General features: G+C 67.5%; 13 protein-coding genes. All 13 read left to right on the top strand.

The window, feature by feature from the left end:
* On the top strand, window positions 1-365 hold a 365-nt coding region (locus ABD53_RS13505; protein WP_235401625.1), incomplete at its 5' end, for a hypothetical protein.
* Entirely contained in the window at window positions 328-2232 is a 1905-nt protein-coding gene (locus ABD53_RS13500; RefSeq protein WP_160309698.1) for a peptidoglycan D,D-transpeptidase FtsI family protein, read from the top strand. The genes ABD53_RS13505 and ABD53_RS13500, both read left to right, overlap by 38 nt.
* Window positions 2229-3623: a UDP-N-acetylmuramoyl-tripeptide--D-alanyl-D-alanine ligase gene (locus ABD53_RS13495; protein ID WP_053058083.1), complete on the top strand. Its 1395-nt coding sequence runs from the start codon at window positions 2229-2231 to the stop codon at window positions 3621-3623. The genes ABD53_RS13500 and ABD53_RS13495 overlap by 4 nt, the downstream gene beginning before the upstream one ends.
* 1 nt (window position 3624) lies before the next feature.
* A complete protein-coding gene (gene mraY, locus ABD53_RS13490; protein WP_235401628.1) occupies window positions 3625-4608 on the top strand; it encodes a phospho-N-acetylmuramoyl-pentapeptide-transferase in 984 nt (327 codons plus the stop codon).
* Window position 4609: 1 nt separating this feature from the next.
* Window positions 4610-6022 carry a UDP-N-acetylmuramoyl-L-alanine--D-glutamate ligase gene (murD, locus tag ABD53_RS13485; RefSeq protein ID WP_053058081.1) on the top strand — a complete coding sequence of 471 codons (1413 nt, stop codon included), beginning with the start codon at window positions 4610-4612 and terminating at the stop codon, window positions 6020-6022.
* Complete coding sequence (locus ABD53_RS13480; protein WP_084709676.1) at window positions 6019-7251, top strand: FtsW/RodA/SpoVE family cell cycle protein; 1233 nt, start codon at window positions 6019-6021, stop codon at window positions 7249-7251. Before murD ends, ABD53_RS13480 begins: the two co-directional genes overlap by 4 nt.
* Window positions 7223-8266, top strand: coding sequence for a UDP-N-acetylglucosamine--N-acetylmuramyl-(pentapeptide) pyrophosphoryl-undecaprenol N-acetylglucosamine transferase (locus tag ABD53_RS13475; RefSeq protein ID WP_160309697.1), 1044 nt, complete (start codon window positions 7223-7225; stop codon window positions 8264-8266). Before ABD53_RS13480 ends, ABD53_RS13475 begins: the two co-directional genes overlap by 29 nt.
* Complete coding sequence (gene murC / locus ABD53_RS13470; protein WP_084709674.1) at window positions 8263-9609, top strand: UDP-N-acetylmuramate--L-alanine ligase; 1347 nt, start codon at window positions 8263-8265, stop codon at window positions 9607-9609. The genes ABD53_RS13475 and murC overlap by 4 nt, the downstream gene beginning before the upstream one ends.
* Window positions 9610-9618: 9 nt before the next feature.
* Window positions 9619-10356 carry a cell division protein FtsQ/DivIB gene (locus ABD53_RS13465; protein WP_047866324.1) on the top strand — a complete coding sequence of 246 codons (738 nt, stop codon included), beginning with the start codon at window positions 9619-9621 and terminating at the stop codon, window positions 10354-10356.
* 12 nt (window positions 10357-10368) lie between these two features.
* Window positions 10369-11589, top strand: coding sequence for a cell division protein FtsA (ftsA, locus tag ABD53_RS13460; RefSeq protein ID WP_047866323.1), 1221 nt, complete (start codon window positions 10369-10371; stop codon window positions 11587-11589).
* Window positions 11590-11670: 81 nt separating this feature from the next.
* Entirely contained in the window at window positions 11671-12759 is a 1089-nt protein-coding gene (gene ftsZ, locus ABD53_RS13455) for a cell division protein FtsZ (RefSeq protein WP_047866322.1), read from the top strand.
* A 9-nt stretch (window positions 12760-12768) separates the two neighbouring features.
* A complete protein-coding gene (gene pgeF / locus ABD53_RS13450; protein WP_053058078.1) occupies window positions 12769-13563 on the top strand; it encodes a peptidoglycan editing factor PgeF in 795 nt (264 codons plus the stop codon).
* Between the two features lies 1 nt (window position 13564).
* Window positions 13565-14275: a YggS family pyridoxal phosphate-dependent enzyme gene (locus ABD53_RS13445; protein WP_053058077.1), complete on the top strand. Its 711-nt coding sequence runs from the start codon at window positions 13565-13567 to the stop codon at window positions 14273-14275.
* The last annotated feature ends 7 nt before the right edge of the window (window positions 14276-14282 follow it).

Here is a 14282-nt window from a genome sequence, read left to right as displayed (position 1 = left end):
GTCCGTCGGCGCAGGGGGCGCCGTTGGGGAGACGGCGCCCCGGCATTAGCGCCCGGCGATGGCGGGCGTTCATCGCTCTAGTAGTGGTGCCGGTGCTGTTGATGCTGGGGAGCATCTACACGCACGCGGCCGCCGCGGGCATCTCCGAAAGGGTCGCCGAGCTAGAGCAGAGCCGGGAGACGGCCGAGGTCCGGCAGGAGAACCTGGACCTCAGGCTCACGGCGCTCACGTCCCCCGAGAGGGTTCGCTCGGAGGCCAGGGATCTCGGGTTACGCGATCCCGTAGGAAGTCTGAAGGTTTACGGTAGTCAAGGGGAGGATGGAACAGATGCGGCAGGGCAGACCGGGGAGGAAGAGGGCAGGTAGGGAGCGAGTCTCCCGCCCGGGCTCTTCCCGGCGGGGCAGAAATGGCGAGGTCCTGAACCTGCCACGGGGCGACCGTAGGCCCCGGACGGGTGGCCGCTCCGCCGGTCGTCCCTCCTCTAGAGCCTCCGGAACCTCCAGAAAGCACGTCGGGCCGCGCAGACTACCGCTGGTTGTGCTCGCCGTGGTGCTGGTCGGGCTGTTGCTCGGCGGCCGCGCGGCGTACCTGAGCGTGGTCCAGTTCGAGGACTTCCAGGCGCTCGCCTCCGAGAACGTGTCGGCGGAGGACCTCGGGAGACGCGGCGACATACTGGGCTCCGACGGCCGCGAGCTCGCGACCAGCATACAGGCCTCCAAGATAGTCGCCGCCCCCTATCAGGTGGAAAACCCGGCGAAGGCCGCCGGAAGGATCTCCGGCGTGCTCGGCGACTCCGGTCCCGGGATGCAGGAGATCGAGAACAGCCTCACCGCCCGTGACGGGGACGGGGGGCTCGCCGGGTACAGCGTGGTCGCGGAGGAGGTCGCGCCCGAGAAAGTCCTGGAGGTAGAGGATCTCGGGATTGCCGGCATCTCGACCGAGCCGGACGCCGTCCGCGAGTATCCGCACGGGGCCCTCGCCAGCCAGCTCATCGGGTATCTCGGCGACTACAGGAACGCCTTCGGCGGCGTGGAGGCCGGATATAACGATGCTCTGTCTTCGGGGCAGGACGTTGACCTCACCCTGGACGTCGCCGTGCAGCAACAGCTCCAGGAGTCCCTCGACGATGCGGTATCCGACTACGATGCCAAGGGCGGCGTCGGGCTTGTGATGAAGGTGGATAGCGGCGAGATAGTGGGACTGGCCAACTCCCCATCCTACGACAACAACGACTTTGCGCAAGCCCCGGCGAAAGAGCAGCGCAACCGGATACTGACCGACCCCTACGAGCCGGGCTCGACCTTCAAGGCGTTCACGATGGCCGCGGCCCTCGAAGAAGGCAGCGTCAGCCCCGAGGATAGCTTCTCCGTGCCCGACTCCCTCAAGGTTTCGGGCGTGACCATCAACGACTCCCACGAGCACGCGACCGAGCGTATGAGCCCGGCCGAGATCCTGCAGGAGTCGAGCAACGTCGGGACGACGAAGGTTGCCCTGGAGCTCGGCGGCAAGAAGCTGAGCCAGTACATACAGCGGTTCGGGTTCGGGGAGACGACGGGCATAGACCTCGCCGGAGAGGCCGCGGGCAGCGTCCCGCCCTACTCGGAGTGGAGCGGCGTGTCCATCGGGAACATCCCGTTCGGCCAGGGCATCTCCGTCACGCCCCTGCAGCTTGCCGCCGGGTACGCCACGCTCGCCAACGGCGGCTTCGAGGTCGAGCCCCACGTCGCCGAGCAATCCGAGACGAGTGGTAAGGGCGGCAAAGGGGACCGGGTGATAAGCGGCGAGACCTCGGATATAGTACGCGGGATGCTCCAGAGCGTGGTTGACGACGGATCGGGCGGTTACGCCCAGATCCCCGGCTACAGCGTCGCCGGCAAGACCGGCACCTCGGAGAAGATAGACCCGGAGACCGGAGCCTACGACGACAGTTACATTACCTCGTTCGTGGGCTTCGCCCCGGCCGACGACCCGGAGTATCTCACCTTGATAGCGGTCGATGAGCCCCAGGACAGCATGTGGGGCGAGAAGGTCGCCGCCCCGGCATTCCAGGAGATCATGAGCTTCACCCTGAGCTACTTCAACGTCGCCCCGGATCGCCCGGACTACGAGGCCCCGCGCCTCTCCGGCAGCCCGGAGCGTTTCGACGAGGACGGGCTTCCGGGCTACCCGGACGCCGCGACCGGCGACTACCCCGCGCCTAATGGCCGCAAACAGGGAGGTGGTGGCGGGTGAGGCCGGTGTCTCTCGAAACCGTTGCCCGGGTGATCGGGGCCGAGCCGCCGGGCTCGGTGGACGGCGGCGCGATCGTGAGGGGCGGGGTGGCGGACTCCCGCGAGGTGCGGCCGGGGGCCGGACAGCTCTTCTTCGCGTTGAGCGGCAACACCGACGGCGCGGAGTTCGCCGGCGAGGCCCACCGCAACGGCGCCGTGGCGGTCGTGTCCTCCCGGCCCCTGGAGGTTCCGACGCTAGTGGTCGAGGACCCCCTGTGGGCGCTACAGGATCTGGCCCGGTGGAGCCTCACGCGGGAAGACGTGCGGCCCCCGCGGGTGGTCGGCATCACGGGCAGCGTCGGGAAGACCACGACCAAGGACGCGCTCGCGGCGATACTCCGGGCCGCCGGGATGCGGGTCTCGGCGACCGAGGGGAACTACAACAACGAGATCGGGCTGCCGCTGACCCTGCTGGCGGCCGGGGAGGATACCGAGGCGCTGGTGCTGGAGATGGGAGCGACCCACACCGGAGACATAGCGCATCTGTGCCGGATCTCCCCGCCCGAGATCGGGGTGCTCACGGCGGTGTCGCCGGTACACCTGGAGTCTTTCGGAAGCCTGGAGGATCTGGCCGCCGCCAAGGGCGAGCTCGCGGACGCTCTGCCGGATACCGGCACCCTGGTCTATCCCCACGACGTATCCACCACGGCCACCGGCCGCGGACGCCCCTTTGCCCGGCGCATCGTGTTCGGCGGGGATCTTGACGCGGCGGGTGAGCGGGAGAGCATCACTGCCTCCGAGGTGGCGGGAGGCGAAGCGGGGATATCGTTTACCGTGCATTACGGGGGGCGTGAGGTGCGGGTGGAGTCTCCGGTCTTCGGGGCGCATCTCGTGGAGCCGCTGCTCGCGGCGTCCGGCGGCGCGCTCGCGCTGGGGGTAAGCCTGGAGGACTGTGCCCGGGGTATTGCCCGCCTGAAGCGCACCGGGCTGCGCGGCGAGGTGTACCGGCTGCGGGACGGTATCGTGGTCTACGACGACTCCTACAACGCCTCGCCGGTCGCAAACGAGGCGGTGCTCCGTCACGGGGCGGAGGAGGTCCGGGCTGGCGGCAGGCTCGTCGCCGTCCTCGGCGGCATGTTCGAGCTCGGGGCCGGCGCCCGAGAGTATCACCGGGAGATCGGGGCTCTGGCGACGGAGCTCGGCGTTGGGCTCCTGGTCTGCGTCGGGGACGAGGCCCGGTGGTACGCGGAAGGTTTCGCGGGAGAGGCCGTTCTCTACGATGACGCCGCCGCGGCCGGAGAAGGTTTGAAGGGTTATCTCGAAAGCGGCGACTACGTGGTCGTCAAGGGGTCCCGCGGCGTAGGGCTAGAGGCCGTTTCGAGCCGTCTCAGGGAAGATCTGGCCGTTGTTTAGCGTGATCCTGGCCGCCGGGGTCGCGATGATGGTGACCCTCGCGCTCGGCCCCAAGTTCATAGAGTGGCTGCAGGTCAAGAAGTTCGGCCAGTTCGTCCGGGAGGAAGGGCCGCAGACCCATCTGATAAAGGCCGGAACCCCCACGATGGGCGGGGTGATGGTGCTGATCGGGCTGCTGGCCGCGCTCTTCGTGGTGGCCCGGCCGACCTTCTCAACGCTCGCCGCGTTGATAATAGTCTTTTCCGTGGCGGCTATCGGGCTCTACGACGATTGGCAGAAGATCACCAAAAAGCAGAACGAGGGGCTGTCGGTACGACTCAAGTTCCTGTTTCTAGGGATCGCTGTGCTCGTGGCCGACATACTCGCGCTACGCTACGTGGGGATCACCCAGAACGTCGTGGTGCCGGGCTTCGAGCAGAACCTGGTGCTGGGGCCGGGGATTATCGGGATCGTGCTCTTCAGCGTGCTGATGCTGCTCGTGATCGTGGGCACCACCAACGCGGTGAACCTCGCCGACGGCCTGGACGGGCTGGCCGCCGGAGCCGGGTGTATCTCGCTCCTGGTGTACACCGCCATCGCCTTTCTGGAACGCCAGTACGACGTGGCCGTGCTGTGTGGCGGCATGGCCGGGGCGGTTGTGGGTTTTCTGTGGTTCAACTCCCACCCGGCCGAGGTGTTCATGGGAGATACCGGCTCTCTGGCCATCGGCGGCGTGCTGGCGGCGGCGGCCATCCTGACCAAGACGGAGATGCTCCTCCCGATAATCGGGGGGGTGTTCGTGCTGGAGGCTCTGTCCGTGATCCTGCAGTTCGGGTACTTCAAGCTGACCCGGCGCCGCATCTTCAAGATGGCCCCGATACACCATCACTTCGAGCTCTCGGGCTGGCAGGAAAACAAGATCGTGGTCCGTTTCTGGATCTTGCAGGCGGCTTTCGCCGCCGCCGGGTTCATGATCTACTACCTGACCCTGTACACGGCGGTCTGAGGTGGCCTCGTCGAGAGTTTCGAGAGGCTCGGATAAGACGCTGGTGTACGGCCTCGGAGAGTCCGGGGAGGCCGCGGCGCGTGCCCTGGCGGAGCGGGGCTATCCGGTGCTCGCGGCGGACTCCGCCGATACCGGGGCCGCTCGTGACGTGGCCGCCCGCCTTGAGGGGCTCGGCGTCGAGACCCGACCGGGCGCCGGGGCCGAGGCTCTGGATGAGGTGTTGGGTGGGGTGTGGCGGGTGGTTACGAGCCCCGGAGTACCGCCCCGGGACCCGGTGCTAACGGAGGCCGAGCGGCGTGGTTTGCCGGTTGTATCGGAGGTCGCGCTCGGCCTGGAGCTTCTCGGCAAAGACGTCCGGGTCGCCGCCGTGACCGGCACCAACGGCAAGACCACGGTGGCGGACATGGCGCGGGCCATCCTGGAAGCCTCCGGCATTCCGCACGTGGTCGCGGGCAACTCCTGGAGCGCCCTGACCGGGCGGCTGGAAGAGATACGGCGCGCCGGGAACCTGGTGCTTGAGGCGTCCTCCTTCCAGCTCCACTACCTACCGGAGCCCGGGTTCGGGGCCGCCGCGCTGCTGAACGTGCGCCCCGACCACATGAACTGGCACTCCTCCTTCGAGGAGTACACGCAGGACAAGCTGCGCGTATTCGACGGTCAGGGAGCCTGGGATCTCGCCGTGCTAAACGCCCACGATCCGGTGTGCATCGAGGCCGCCGAAGACCTTCCGGCGGAGAAGATACTCGTCGGAGCCGGTGGCGCCGACGGCACGCGGGTCGGGGGCGGCGGGCTGTACCTGCGGGGAGAGCGGATACTGGAGGTGGAGGAGCTCGGCTTCGCGGGCCGCCACAACCACGAGAACGCGCTCGCCGCCGCCGCCCTAGCCGGGAGTCTCGGCGCCGACGCGGAGGGGATACGGGGCGGGCTGTCGGGCTATCGGATGAAGGCCCACCGGATGCAGGTCGTGGGAGAGCGAGGGGGCGTGCTGTACGTGGATGACTCGAAGGCTACCAATCCGGCGGCGGTCGCGGCGGCGCTCTCGGGGCTCGAGAGGCCCGTGGTGCTGCTGCTCGGGGGATCTGAGAAGCACACGGACTTCTCGGAGGCCGCCTCGTACCTCTCCGGCTGCCGGGCGGTGGTCTGTTATGGGGAGGCCGGCGGGCGCATCGCGGACTCCCTCGCCGAGGCGGCGTCGGGCTACGGTGTCGGGTTGGGGCGGGCCGCCGGTCTGGCGGAGGCCGTATCCGAGGCCGAGTCCCGGTCCCGGGCCGGTGACGTGGTGCTCCTGTCGCCGGGGTGCGCGAGCTTCGACGAGTTTGCCGGCTACGCGGAGCGGGGTGAGGCGTTCGCCCGGCTTTGCTGCGCGGATACACCGCGCGCTTCGGGCGTCGCCATCGGGAGGGAGCCGGGATGATGACCCTCAGGAACAATCTGTTCATGGCCGCGCTCGCGCTCGGCCTGCTCGGCGTCGTGATGGTGTACTCGGCGACGGCCGAGGAGTACGGGGCTGTGTACCTGATCAAGCAGGCCTTACATCTGGCGCTCGGGCTGGGCGTCTTCGTGCTCGTGAGCCGGATGCGCTACACCAGGTGGCGGAGGCTGGCGCCCTGGGTGTACGGGGCCAGCCTCCTGACGTTGTTGCTGGTCTTGATCCCGGGCGTAGGCGTGGTCGCGGGCGGGGCGAGGCGCTGGCTGGATCTCGGCTTCTTCAGCCTGCAGCCGGCGGAGTTCGCCAAGCTCGCCGCCATTATCGTGCTGAGCTGTGCCATATCGCGGGGACGGGCCGTGCGCGGCGGCGCGGGGATGTCGGACATCGTGAGGCCGCTCTGCGCCATAGGTATTCTGCTGCTGCTTATAATCCTGGAGCCGGACTTCGGCACCACCGCCGTGCTGCTCGCCGGCGTCGCAGGGGTACTGTGGGCATCCGAGCTCAGGACCCGGGGGCTGGTGATCGCCGCGTGGTTGGGAGGCGCCGCGCTCGCGGCCGTCATGGTGGCAGAGCCCTACCGGCGCGAGCGGCTCTTCACCTTCCTCAACCCCTGGGCCTCTCCAGAGGGCGAGGGTTACCAGACGGTCCAGGCCATGACTGCTATAAAGTCCGGCGGGCTGCTCGGTAGCGGTCCCGGAGCCGGAGAGCTCGGACACACGGTGCCCGAGATCGGGACGGACATGATCTTCGCCCTGATCGGGGAGGAGCTTGGCCTGCCGGGGATGCTGGCTGTGATACTCGGCTTCTGCTTCATAGCTTTGGCGGGGTACAAGATCGCGCTCCGCGCCCCCTCGGTGCTCGGCCGGTGTATGGCCGCCGGGGTGTCGACCGTCCTGGTGGTTCAGGCGACGTTCAACATGGGCGCGACCCTCGGGGTGCTGCCGCTTTCGGGCATGACGCTGCCGTTTATCAGCAGCGGAGGGTCGAGCGTTATAGTCAGCTTTGCCGCAGTGGGAATCCTATACAGAATATCGGAGGATAGTGAGCGAGCAAGAGAGGCCAGACCCCGCGCTAGCGGCGGGAGACACGGAGATTCCGGACGAGCCGGAGAGCGGCGGCCGCGCCGCGCCGCGGGCGCCGGGAGCGCCCCGGATACTGATAGCCGGCGGCGGTACGGGGGGGCACGTGATCCCCGCACTGTGCGTAGCGGATAGCTTGCGAAAGATGGGGGCCGGGGTGGGGTTCGTCGGATCGGAGTCCGGCATCGAGTCCGAGCTCGTCCCCGCCGCAGGCTACCCGCTGCACCGGCTGCCGCTCTCCGGCCTCTCCGGCGGCCTCGCCGGGCGGGCACTGGCCGTGTACCGTCTCGGCCGCGCTCTGGCCGGGTGCTTGAGGCTCGTGCGCCGGTCCCGGGTCGGCGCGGTGCTCGGTGTGGGCGGCTACGCCAGCGCCCCGGCCGTGCTCGCCGCGAGGATGCTCGGGGTGCCGACCTTCCTGCACGAGCAGAACTCGGTGCCCGGCAAGGTCAACCGCTTCGCCAGCCGCCTGACCCGCGAGGTGCTCGTAACGTTCCCGGCGGCCAAGGAGGCACTGGAGAACGGGGTCAACGTCGGCATGCCGACGCGGCCGCAGTCTCTGCAAGCCGCCGGTGAGGAGGCCAGGGAGCAGGCCCTGGAGCGCCTTGGCCTCGAGCCTCCGGTGGTCGTGATCTTCGGCGGCTCGGGCGGGGCGTTGCACGTGAACCTGGCCGCGGCGGAGGCCTTCTCCGGTGAGACGGGCTACTCGGTCGTGCAGGTCGCCGGCCGGCGGGACTACCCGCGGCTCTCGACGGACAACCCGCGGCACCGGATCGTGGAGTACGAGCCGGAGATGTGGCGTCTGCTGGCGGCGGCCGACGTGGTCGTTAGCCGGGCCGGAGCGGGCTCTCTGTTCGACGTCGCCGCCGCGGGCAAGGCCGCGATACTCGTGCCCTACCCTTACGCGGCTGGCGGCCACCAGCTAGAGAACGCCCGGTACTTCACCCTGCGTGGGGCCGCCGAGCTCATGTTCGACGAAGAGGTCACCCCCACGAGCCTGCGCAACCGGGTCGAGCGGCTGCTGGACGACGACGGGCGCAGGACGGAGCTTGGCCGGAGGATGGCCGCGCTCGCAACGCCGGGGGCCTCGGACGAGGTCGCCCGCAGGATGCTAAAGGCGGCAGCAACCGGGAGTGAGGAGCAAAGGTCTTGAGGATTCACATGGTAGGCATCGGCGGGGCCGGCATGAGCGGTATCGCGGAGGTTCTCCAGGGCGGCGGGCACGTCGTGACGGGCTCGGACCTCAAGGAGTCGCCGTATACGCGCCGGCTCTCGGAGTCCGGCATTAAGGTCTACATCGGTCACGATACCGGACAGGTTGGGGACGCCGAGCAGGTCGTCGTCTCGACCGCCATACCAGAGACCAACCTGGAGCTTATAGAGGCCCGGCGGCGCTCGATCCCGGTGGTGCCCCGCGCCGCCGCGCTCGCCCGCATCCTCGAGACGGAGCGCAGCGTCGCGATATCCGGCACCCACGGCAAGACCACCACCACCAGCATGACCACCCACGCCCTGAAAGCCGTTGGAGACAGCCCGACGGCCCTGATCGGGGGCGAGCTCAACGACATCGGCTCCAACGTCGTGGAGGGTGCTCCGGGGCTGGTGGTGGCCGAGGCCGACGAGAGCGACCGATCCCTGCTGTATCTCCGGCCCCGGGCCGCCGTCATTACCAACGCCGAGTTCGACCACCCGGACTTCTACGCCTCTCTCGACGACGTTCTGGACACCTTCGGTAGGTTCGTGAACTCGCTGCCCGAGGACGGCCACCTCATAACCTGGGCGGAAGATCCTTCGTGCGTGATGCTCGCCGCAAGAGCCCGCTGCGCGGTCACCACGTACGGCATCGGTGCGGGGGATCTCCAGGCCGAGCTCCGCTCCCAGAACAGCTACGTCCTCTTCGAGGATGGCGAGGAGCGCGGCCTCGTGGAGCTCGGGGTGTTCGGCCGGCACAACATCCTGAACTCCCTCGCCGCCGCGGCCGTCGCCCGGTGGCTCGGACACGATCCTTACGAGGCGGCCCGCTCGCTATCCACCTTCGGCGGGGTAAGGCGCCGGTTCCAGATCAAGGGTGAAAGCGGCGAGGTCCGGGTCGTGGACGACTACGCCCACCATCCGACAGAGCTCGCCGCCACACTGGAGGTCGCCCGCGCCACCACGGACCCGGAGGGGCGGGTGATCGCGGTCTTCCAGCCCCACCGTTACTCCCGGACCCGCACCCTGCACCGGGAGTTTGGCGAGTGCTTCTCTTCGGCCGATACGGTGCTCATAACCGACGTCTACGGCGCGGGAGAGACACCTCAGCCCGGGGTGAGCGGGAAGCTCATAGTGGACTCCATCTGCGAGGTGGACGGAAGACCGGCCGACGTCTACTATATTCCCGAGCAGCGGGAGATAGCGCGGGTCCTGAGCTCCATCTCGGGACCGAAGGACACCGTGCTTACCATGGGTGCCGGAGACATCTCCGCCGTGGGCGACGAGCTACTAAATCTCCTGTGAGCCCGAGCCTTGGCTGATACCTGGTCCAGGAAAAAGTCCCGGAGGACCGCCCGGCGGAAGGCTATAGTCGCCGCGTCCCGTACCCTGGCCTTCCTCGCCCTCGGCCTCAGTGTTGCCCTGATCTCGCTCTACCTCCTGTTCCCGGTCGAGAACGTCCGGGTAGAGGGTAACGAGATGCTCCCTGCCTCCGCCATCGTAGAGGACGTCCCGGAACGCGCCAGCCTGCCCATGATCTCGGCCCGCGACCTGGAGAGCGAGGTAGAGTCTAACCCTTGGGTTAAAGGTGTGAGTGTGAACAAAAGCTGGGACTCAGGTATTGTTGTAGTAGAGGTTGAGGAGAGAGACGCCGCGTTGAACGCCAGCCTCGCGGGAGACGAGAGGGTGGTGTTGGCCGAGGACGGCACCCGGCTCCCCGGGCTCGGCGGGGCCTCTCTGAGGAAGATAGAGTTGAGCGAGGCGAGGCTACGGGAGATACGGTCGGTGCAGAAGGTTCTGGAGCGTAACGGGATACAGGTAGAGTCCGTGGAGTCCGTGGGCGCCCCCGGTGTCGAGCTTTCGCTTCGGGGGCCGGAAGAGTCCCGGGTGCTGGCCCTCGTATCCGGGGAGATCGGCGGCGGCCAGGCTCGGGTGCTCAAGGGGCTGCTGCGCGACCGTGGCGAGGCTCGCTACTTCGACCTGCGGACGCCGGGGCGCGTGGTGGTCGGGACCGCTCCGGCCCAGGCATCCCGGGCGCCGAATGGCGGGTAGCGAGGACGTAGCTTGACGCGGCAAGAGGGCCACGAGGGGTATGGGATCTACGGTATAGACGTCGGCACGACCAAGGTGGTCGCCATCTCGGGCTCCGTAGACGCACCCGGCGGGACTCCAGAGGTGCTCTCTGTGGGCGAGGCGCCGAGCCACGGTCTCAGGCGCGGGATGGTCGTGGACCCCGCCGCCGCCCGCGAGGCCGTCTCCTCGGCCATCCGGCAGTGCGGTCCTCCCCGGGGGCCGGTGGTAGTCGGCATAGCCGGGGGCCACATCTCCTCCTTCAACGCCGGGGCCACCCTCGCCAACCGCTCCCGCAAAAACACCGTAACCAGCGAGTTCGTCGAGCGCCTCAAAAAGGAAGCAGGTCGGCTGGATCCCGGAGAAAATAACCGCATAATACAAGTAGTCCCGAGGAGCTTTACCCTGGATGGGGAGAACGGTATCTACCATCCGGTCGGGATGACGGCGCGGCGGGTCACCATGCGGGCACACGTGGTCGCGGGGGCGGTACCGGACATCCAGAGCCTTCTGGGTCTGGTGGAAGACTGCGGGGTCGAGGTGTCTCAAGTGGTGCTCGAGCCTCTGGCGTCATCCGCCGCGGTGTTCAGGGATGGAGAGCTAGAGGCCGGGGCGGCGCTGTTGGACATGGGTGGCGGCACGACGGACATAGCGTCGTTTTCCGGCGGGGGGGCGTTGACCCACTCGGCCGTGGTATCGCTCGGGGGTCAGAGCCTCTCCTCGGATCTCGCCTACGGCCTGAAGCTCTCCTATGACGACGCCGAGAGGCTAAAGGTGGGCTACGGCTCCGTGCTCTCCGGCATCGTGGACGAGGTCGCCACGGCGGAGCTCGACGGCAAGCACTACAGTGCCCACTTCATGAGCCAGATCCTGGAGTACCGGGCGCGGGAGATACTGGAGTTCGCCCGGGACTCACTCGATGAGGCGCGCGTTAGTGACGGCCTCTCCGAGCTCGTGCTCACCGGTGGCGGCGCCCTGCTAGACGGTATGCCGGAGCTTGCGCACGATATAACCGGGCTCCAGACCCGGGTTGCCTTACCGAATCCCCTTCCGGGAAACTTTAAACCCGTGCATCAGCCTCAGTACGCCACGGCCGTTGGGCTGTTGAGGTACGCCGCGAATAACAGTGAGGTTGAACTGAAAGGTGAAGGTGCAACACGGAGCAGTTTTGGTAGCATAGTCTCCACGATCAAGGGTTGGTTCAGGGGAGTTTAGTTCCCGGAGGGGCCCTTTTCGGGGAGTAGGCCCAAGGAGGCCAGGTTGATGGGAGAAAAGGCGATGGAGGGTTAGAGAGAAATGTTGGACTCTGGGACTAACTATCTTGCGGTGATCAAGGTCGTCGGCATCGGCGGCGGCGGCACGAACGCGGTGAATCGCATGATCAACTCCGGCCTGCAGGGCGTGGAGTTCGTGGCGATCAACACCGACGCCCAGGCGTTGCAGATGTGCGACGCGGACGTGAAGATCCACATCGGCGAGAAGCTGACCCGGGGTCTCGGGGCGGGCGCCGATCCCAAGGTCGGGATGGAGGCCGCCGAGGAGAGTAAGTCGGAGATAGAAGAGGCCATGCGCGGGGCCGACATGGTCTTCGTCACGGCTGGCACGGGCGGCGGCACGGGTACCGGGGCGGCCCCGGTGGTCGCAAAGCTCGCCCGCGATGCGGGGGCGCTAACCGTCGGGGTGGTTACCCGGCCGTTTACCTTTGAGGGGCGGCGGCGCTCGACCTATGCCGAGGAGGGTATACAGGGTCTGCGGGAGAACGTGGACTCCCTGATAACCATCCCGAACGACCGCCTGCTGCAGGTCGCGGAGAAGCGCACGTCAATGATGGACGCCTTCAAGATGGCCGACGACGTGCTCCGCAAGGGCGTGCAGGGCATCACGGATCTCATAACGGTTCCGGGTCTTATAAACCTGGACTTCGCCGACGTGCGCACGATCATGAGCGAGTCCGGCTCGGCCTTGATGGGTATCGGGGAGTCCAGTAGCGAGAACCGGGGCGAGGAGGCCGCGAAGACCGCCATCTCCAGCCCGCTTCTGGAGGCGAGCATCGAGGGGGCGACCGGGATCATCCTGAACATCACCGGCGGTCCGGAGCTCGGGCTTTTCGAGGTTAACGAGGCCGCCGAGATAGTGCACGGCGCAGCCCATCAGGACGCGAACTTGATCTTCGGCGCGGTGGTGGACGAGTCCTTCGGGGACCGGGTGAGCGTGACCGTGATCGCCACCGGGTTCGACCAGCGTCTCGCAAACCAGCGCCGCGAGCGCCGCGAGGAGCAGCCCCAGCGTCAGGAGCGGTATCGGGCCCCGGCGGAGGAGCCGCAGACTTCCCAGGAGGAAGAGGGCGACCCGCTGGACATCCCTGCTTTCTTGCGTCGCAGGTAGCCTGACCCGATGACCCGGACAGATACCCGGAGCACCTGGGCCCTGCGCGAGGCCGGGAGCGGGGCGGTCTACGTGACGCCAGATCCCGAGCCGGACGGGGCCAGCGTGTGGTTCTTTACGCGGCTCGGGGGTGTATCAGAGGCTCCGTACGAGAGCCTCAACGTCTCCACCAAGGTCGGGGATGGCGAGGAAGCCGTCTCGGAGAATCTGGCCCGGATCCGGTCGTCCATGCACGATAACGAGACCGCCTGGGTACGTCAGCAGGCGGGTGATCGGGTGTACCGGGTAGACGCCCCCGGGATGGCCGGCGAGGGCGACGCGCTCGTTAGCTCGGAGGCCGGGCTCTCGCTGGTAGTGGCGGTCGCGGATTGTGTGCCCGTGGCGCTGGCCTCCCGGGATGAGGTCGGCATGGTCCACTCCGGGTGGCGGGGCACGCTCGCGGGCGTCTCGGGGAACGCGGTAAGAGAGATGTCGCCGGAGCCCGCGGACGTAGCCGCGTACATAGGGCCGTGCATCCGGGGCTGCTGCTACGAGGTTTCGGAGGAGATCGCCGCCGACTTCGAGCGGCGGTTCGGCGCGGGCGTGGCGGAGGGGCGTTACCTCTCTCTGCCGGAGGCGATAAAGCGCAACCTGGAGGAGGCGGGCGTCTGCGAGATACACGACCTCGGCCTGTGTACGGGGTGTCGCCCGGACCTCTTCTACTCCCACCGCAAGCAAAAACCCACCACCGGGCGCAACCTCACGGCCGTGGCCCGGGCGGTTGAACCCGGGAATTCGGGAGATCTGAAAGCGCGGGAAGCCTAGCTTGGAGGTTACCGACGAGGTTCTGCGGGACAGGCTCTCCCATGTAGGAGAAGAGATGCGGTCTGCCCTGGAGCGTAGCGGGCGCGGCGGCTCCGAGGCCCGGATGCTCGTGGCGAGCAAGTACTACACGGTGGAGCAGGTATCCATGCTCCGGGATGCCGGGGTCACGCTTCTGGGGGAGAACAAGTCAGAGGATCTGGCCTACAAGCAGGACCGTTTCGGGGACGATTTCGAGTGGCACTTCATAGGTCACCTCCAGCGCCGCAAGGCGAAGGACGTGGTGCCGAGGGTGAGCTTGATCCACTCCGTCGACTCCGAGAGGCTCATAGAGGAGCTCGCGAAGCGTGTCCCCGAGGCCGGTGTCTCCGGTACCGAAGTTCTGCTCCAGGTAAACGTCAGCGGCGAGGAGGCCAAGTACGGCGTCGGGGAGGATGAGGTGGAGCGGCTGCTGGAGACCGCCGCCTCCACAGAAGGGGACGTCCGCGTGCGGGGCTTCATGACCGTGGCGCCCCAAGTTGAAGACCCCGGGGATGTACGCTATGTTTTCGCAAAGCTGAGGGCCATCCGTGATAGTCTTCGAGGGGAGTGGGCTCCCCACTTCGACCTCTCGGAGCTTTCAATGGGAATGAGCGGAGATTACCGAGTGGCACTGGAGGAGGGGGCTACCTTATTAAGGGTTGGAAGAACTTTGATCGAGCGTCGTGGCACGTGAGGCCCGC

This window comes from Rubrobacter aplysinae, assembly GCF_001029505.1.
Taxonomy (GTDB): Bacteria; Actinomycetota; Rubrobacteria; order Rubrobacterales; family Rubrobacteraceae; genus Rubrobacter_A; species Rubrobacter_A aplysinae.
Note: the sequence above shows the minus strand (reverse complement) of the source record. Positions and strands in the feature narration are given on the sequence as shown.

Excerpts from the sequence above, each read along its gene's own strand:
- ABD53_RS13480 (WP_084709676.1), top strand. The coding sequence starts at position 6,019 with ATGATGACCCTCAGGAACAATCTGTTCATGGCCGCGCTCGCGCTCGGC.
- ftsZ (WP_047866322.1), top strand. The coding sequence starts at position 11,671 with ATGTTGGACTCTGGGACTAACTATCTTGCGGTGATCAAGGTCGTCGGC.
- pgeF (WP_053058078.1), top strand. The coding sequence starts at position 12,769 with ATGACCCGGACAGATACCCGGAGCACCTGGGCCCTGCGCGAGGCCGGG.
- ABD53_RS13500 (WP_160309698.1), top strand. The coding sequence starts at position 328 with ATGCGGCAGGGCAGACCGGGGAGGAAGAGGGCAGGTAGGGAGCGAGTC.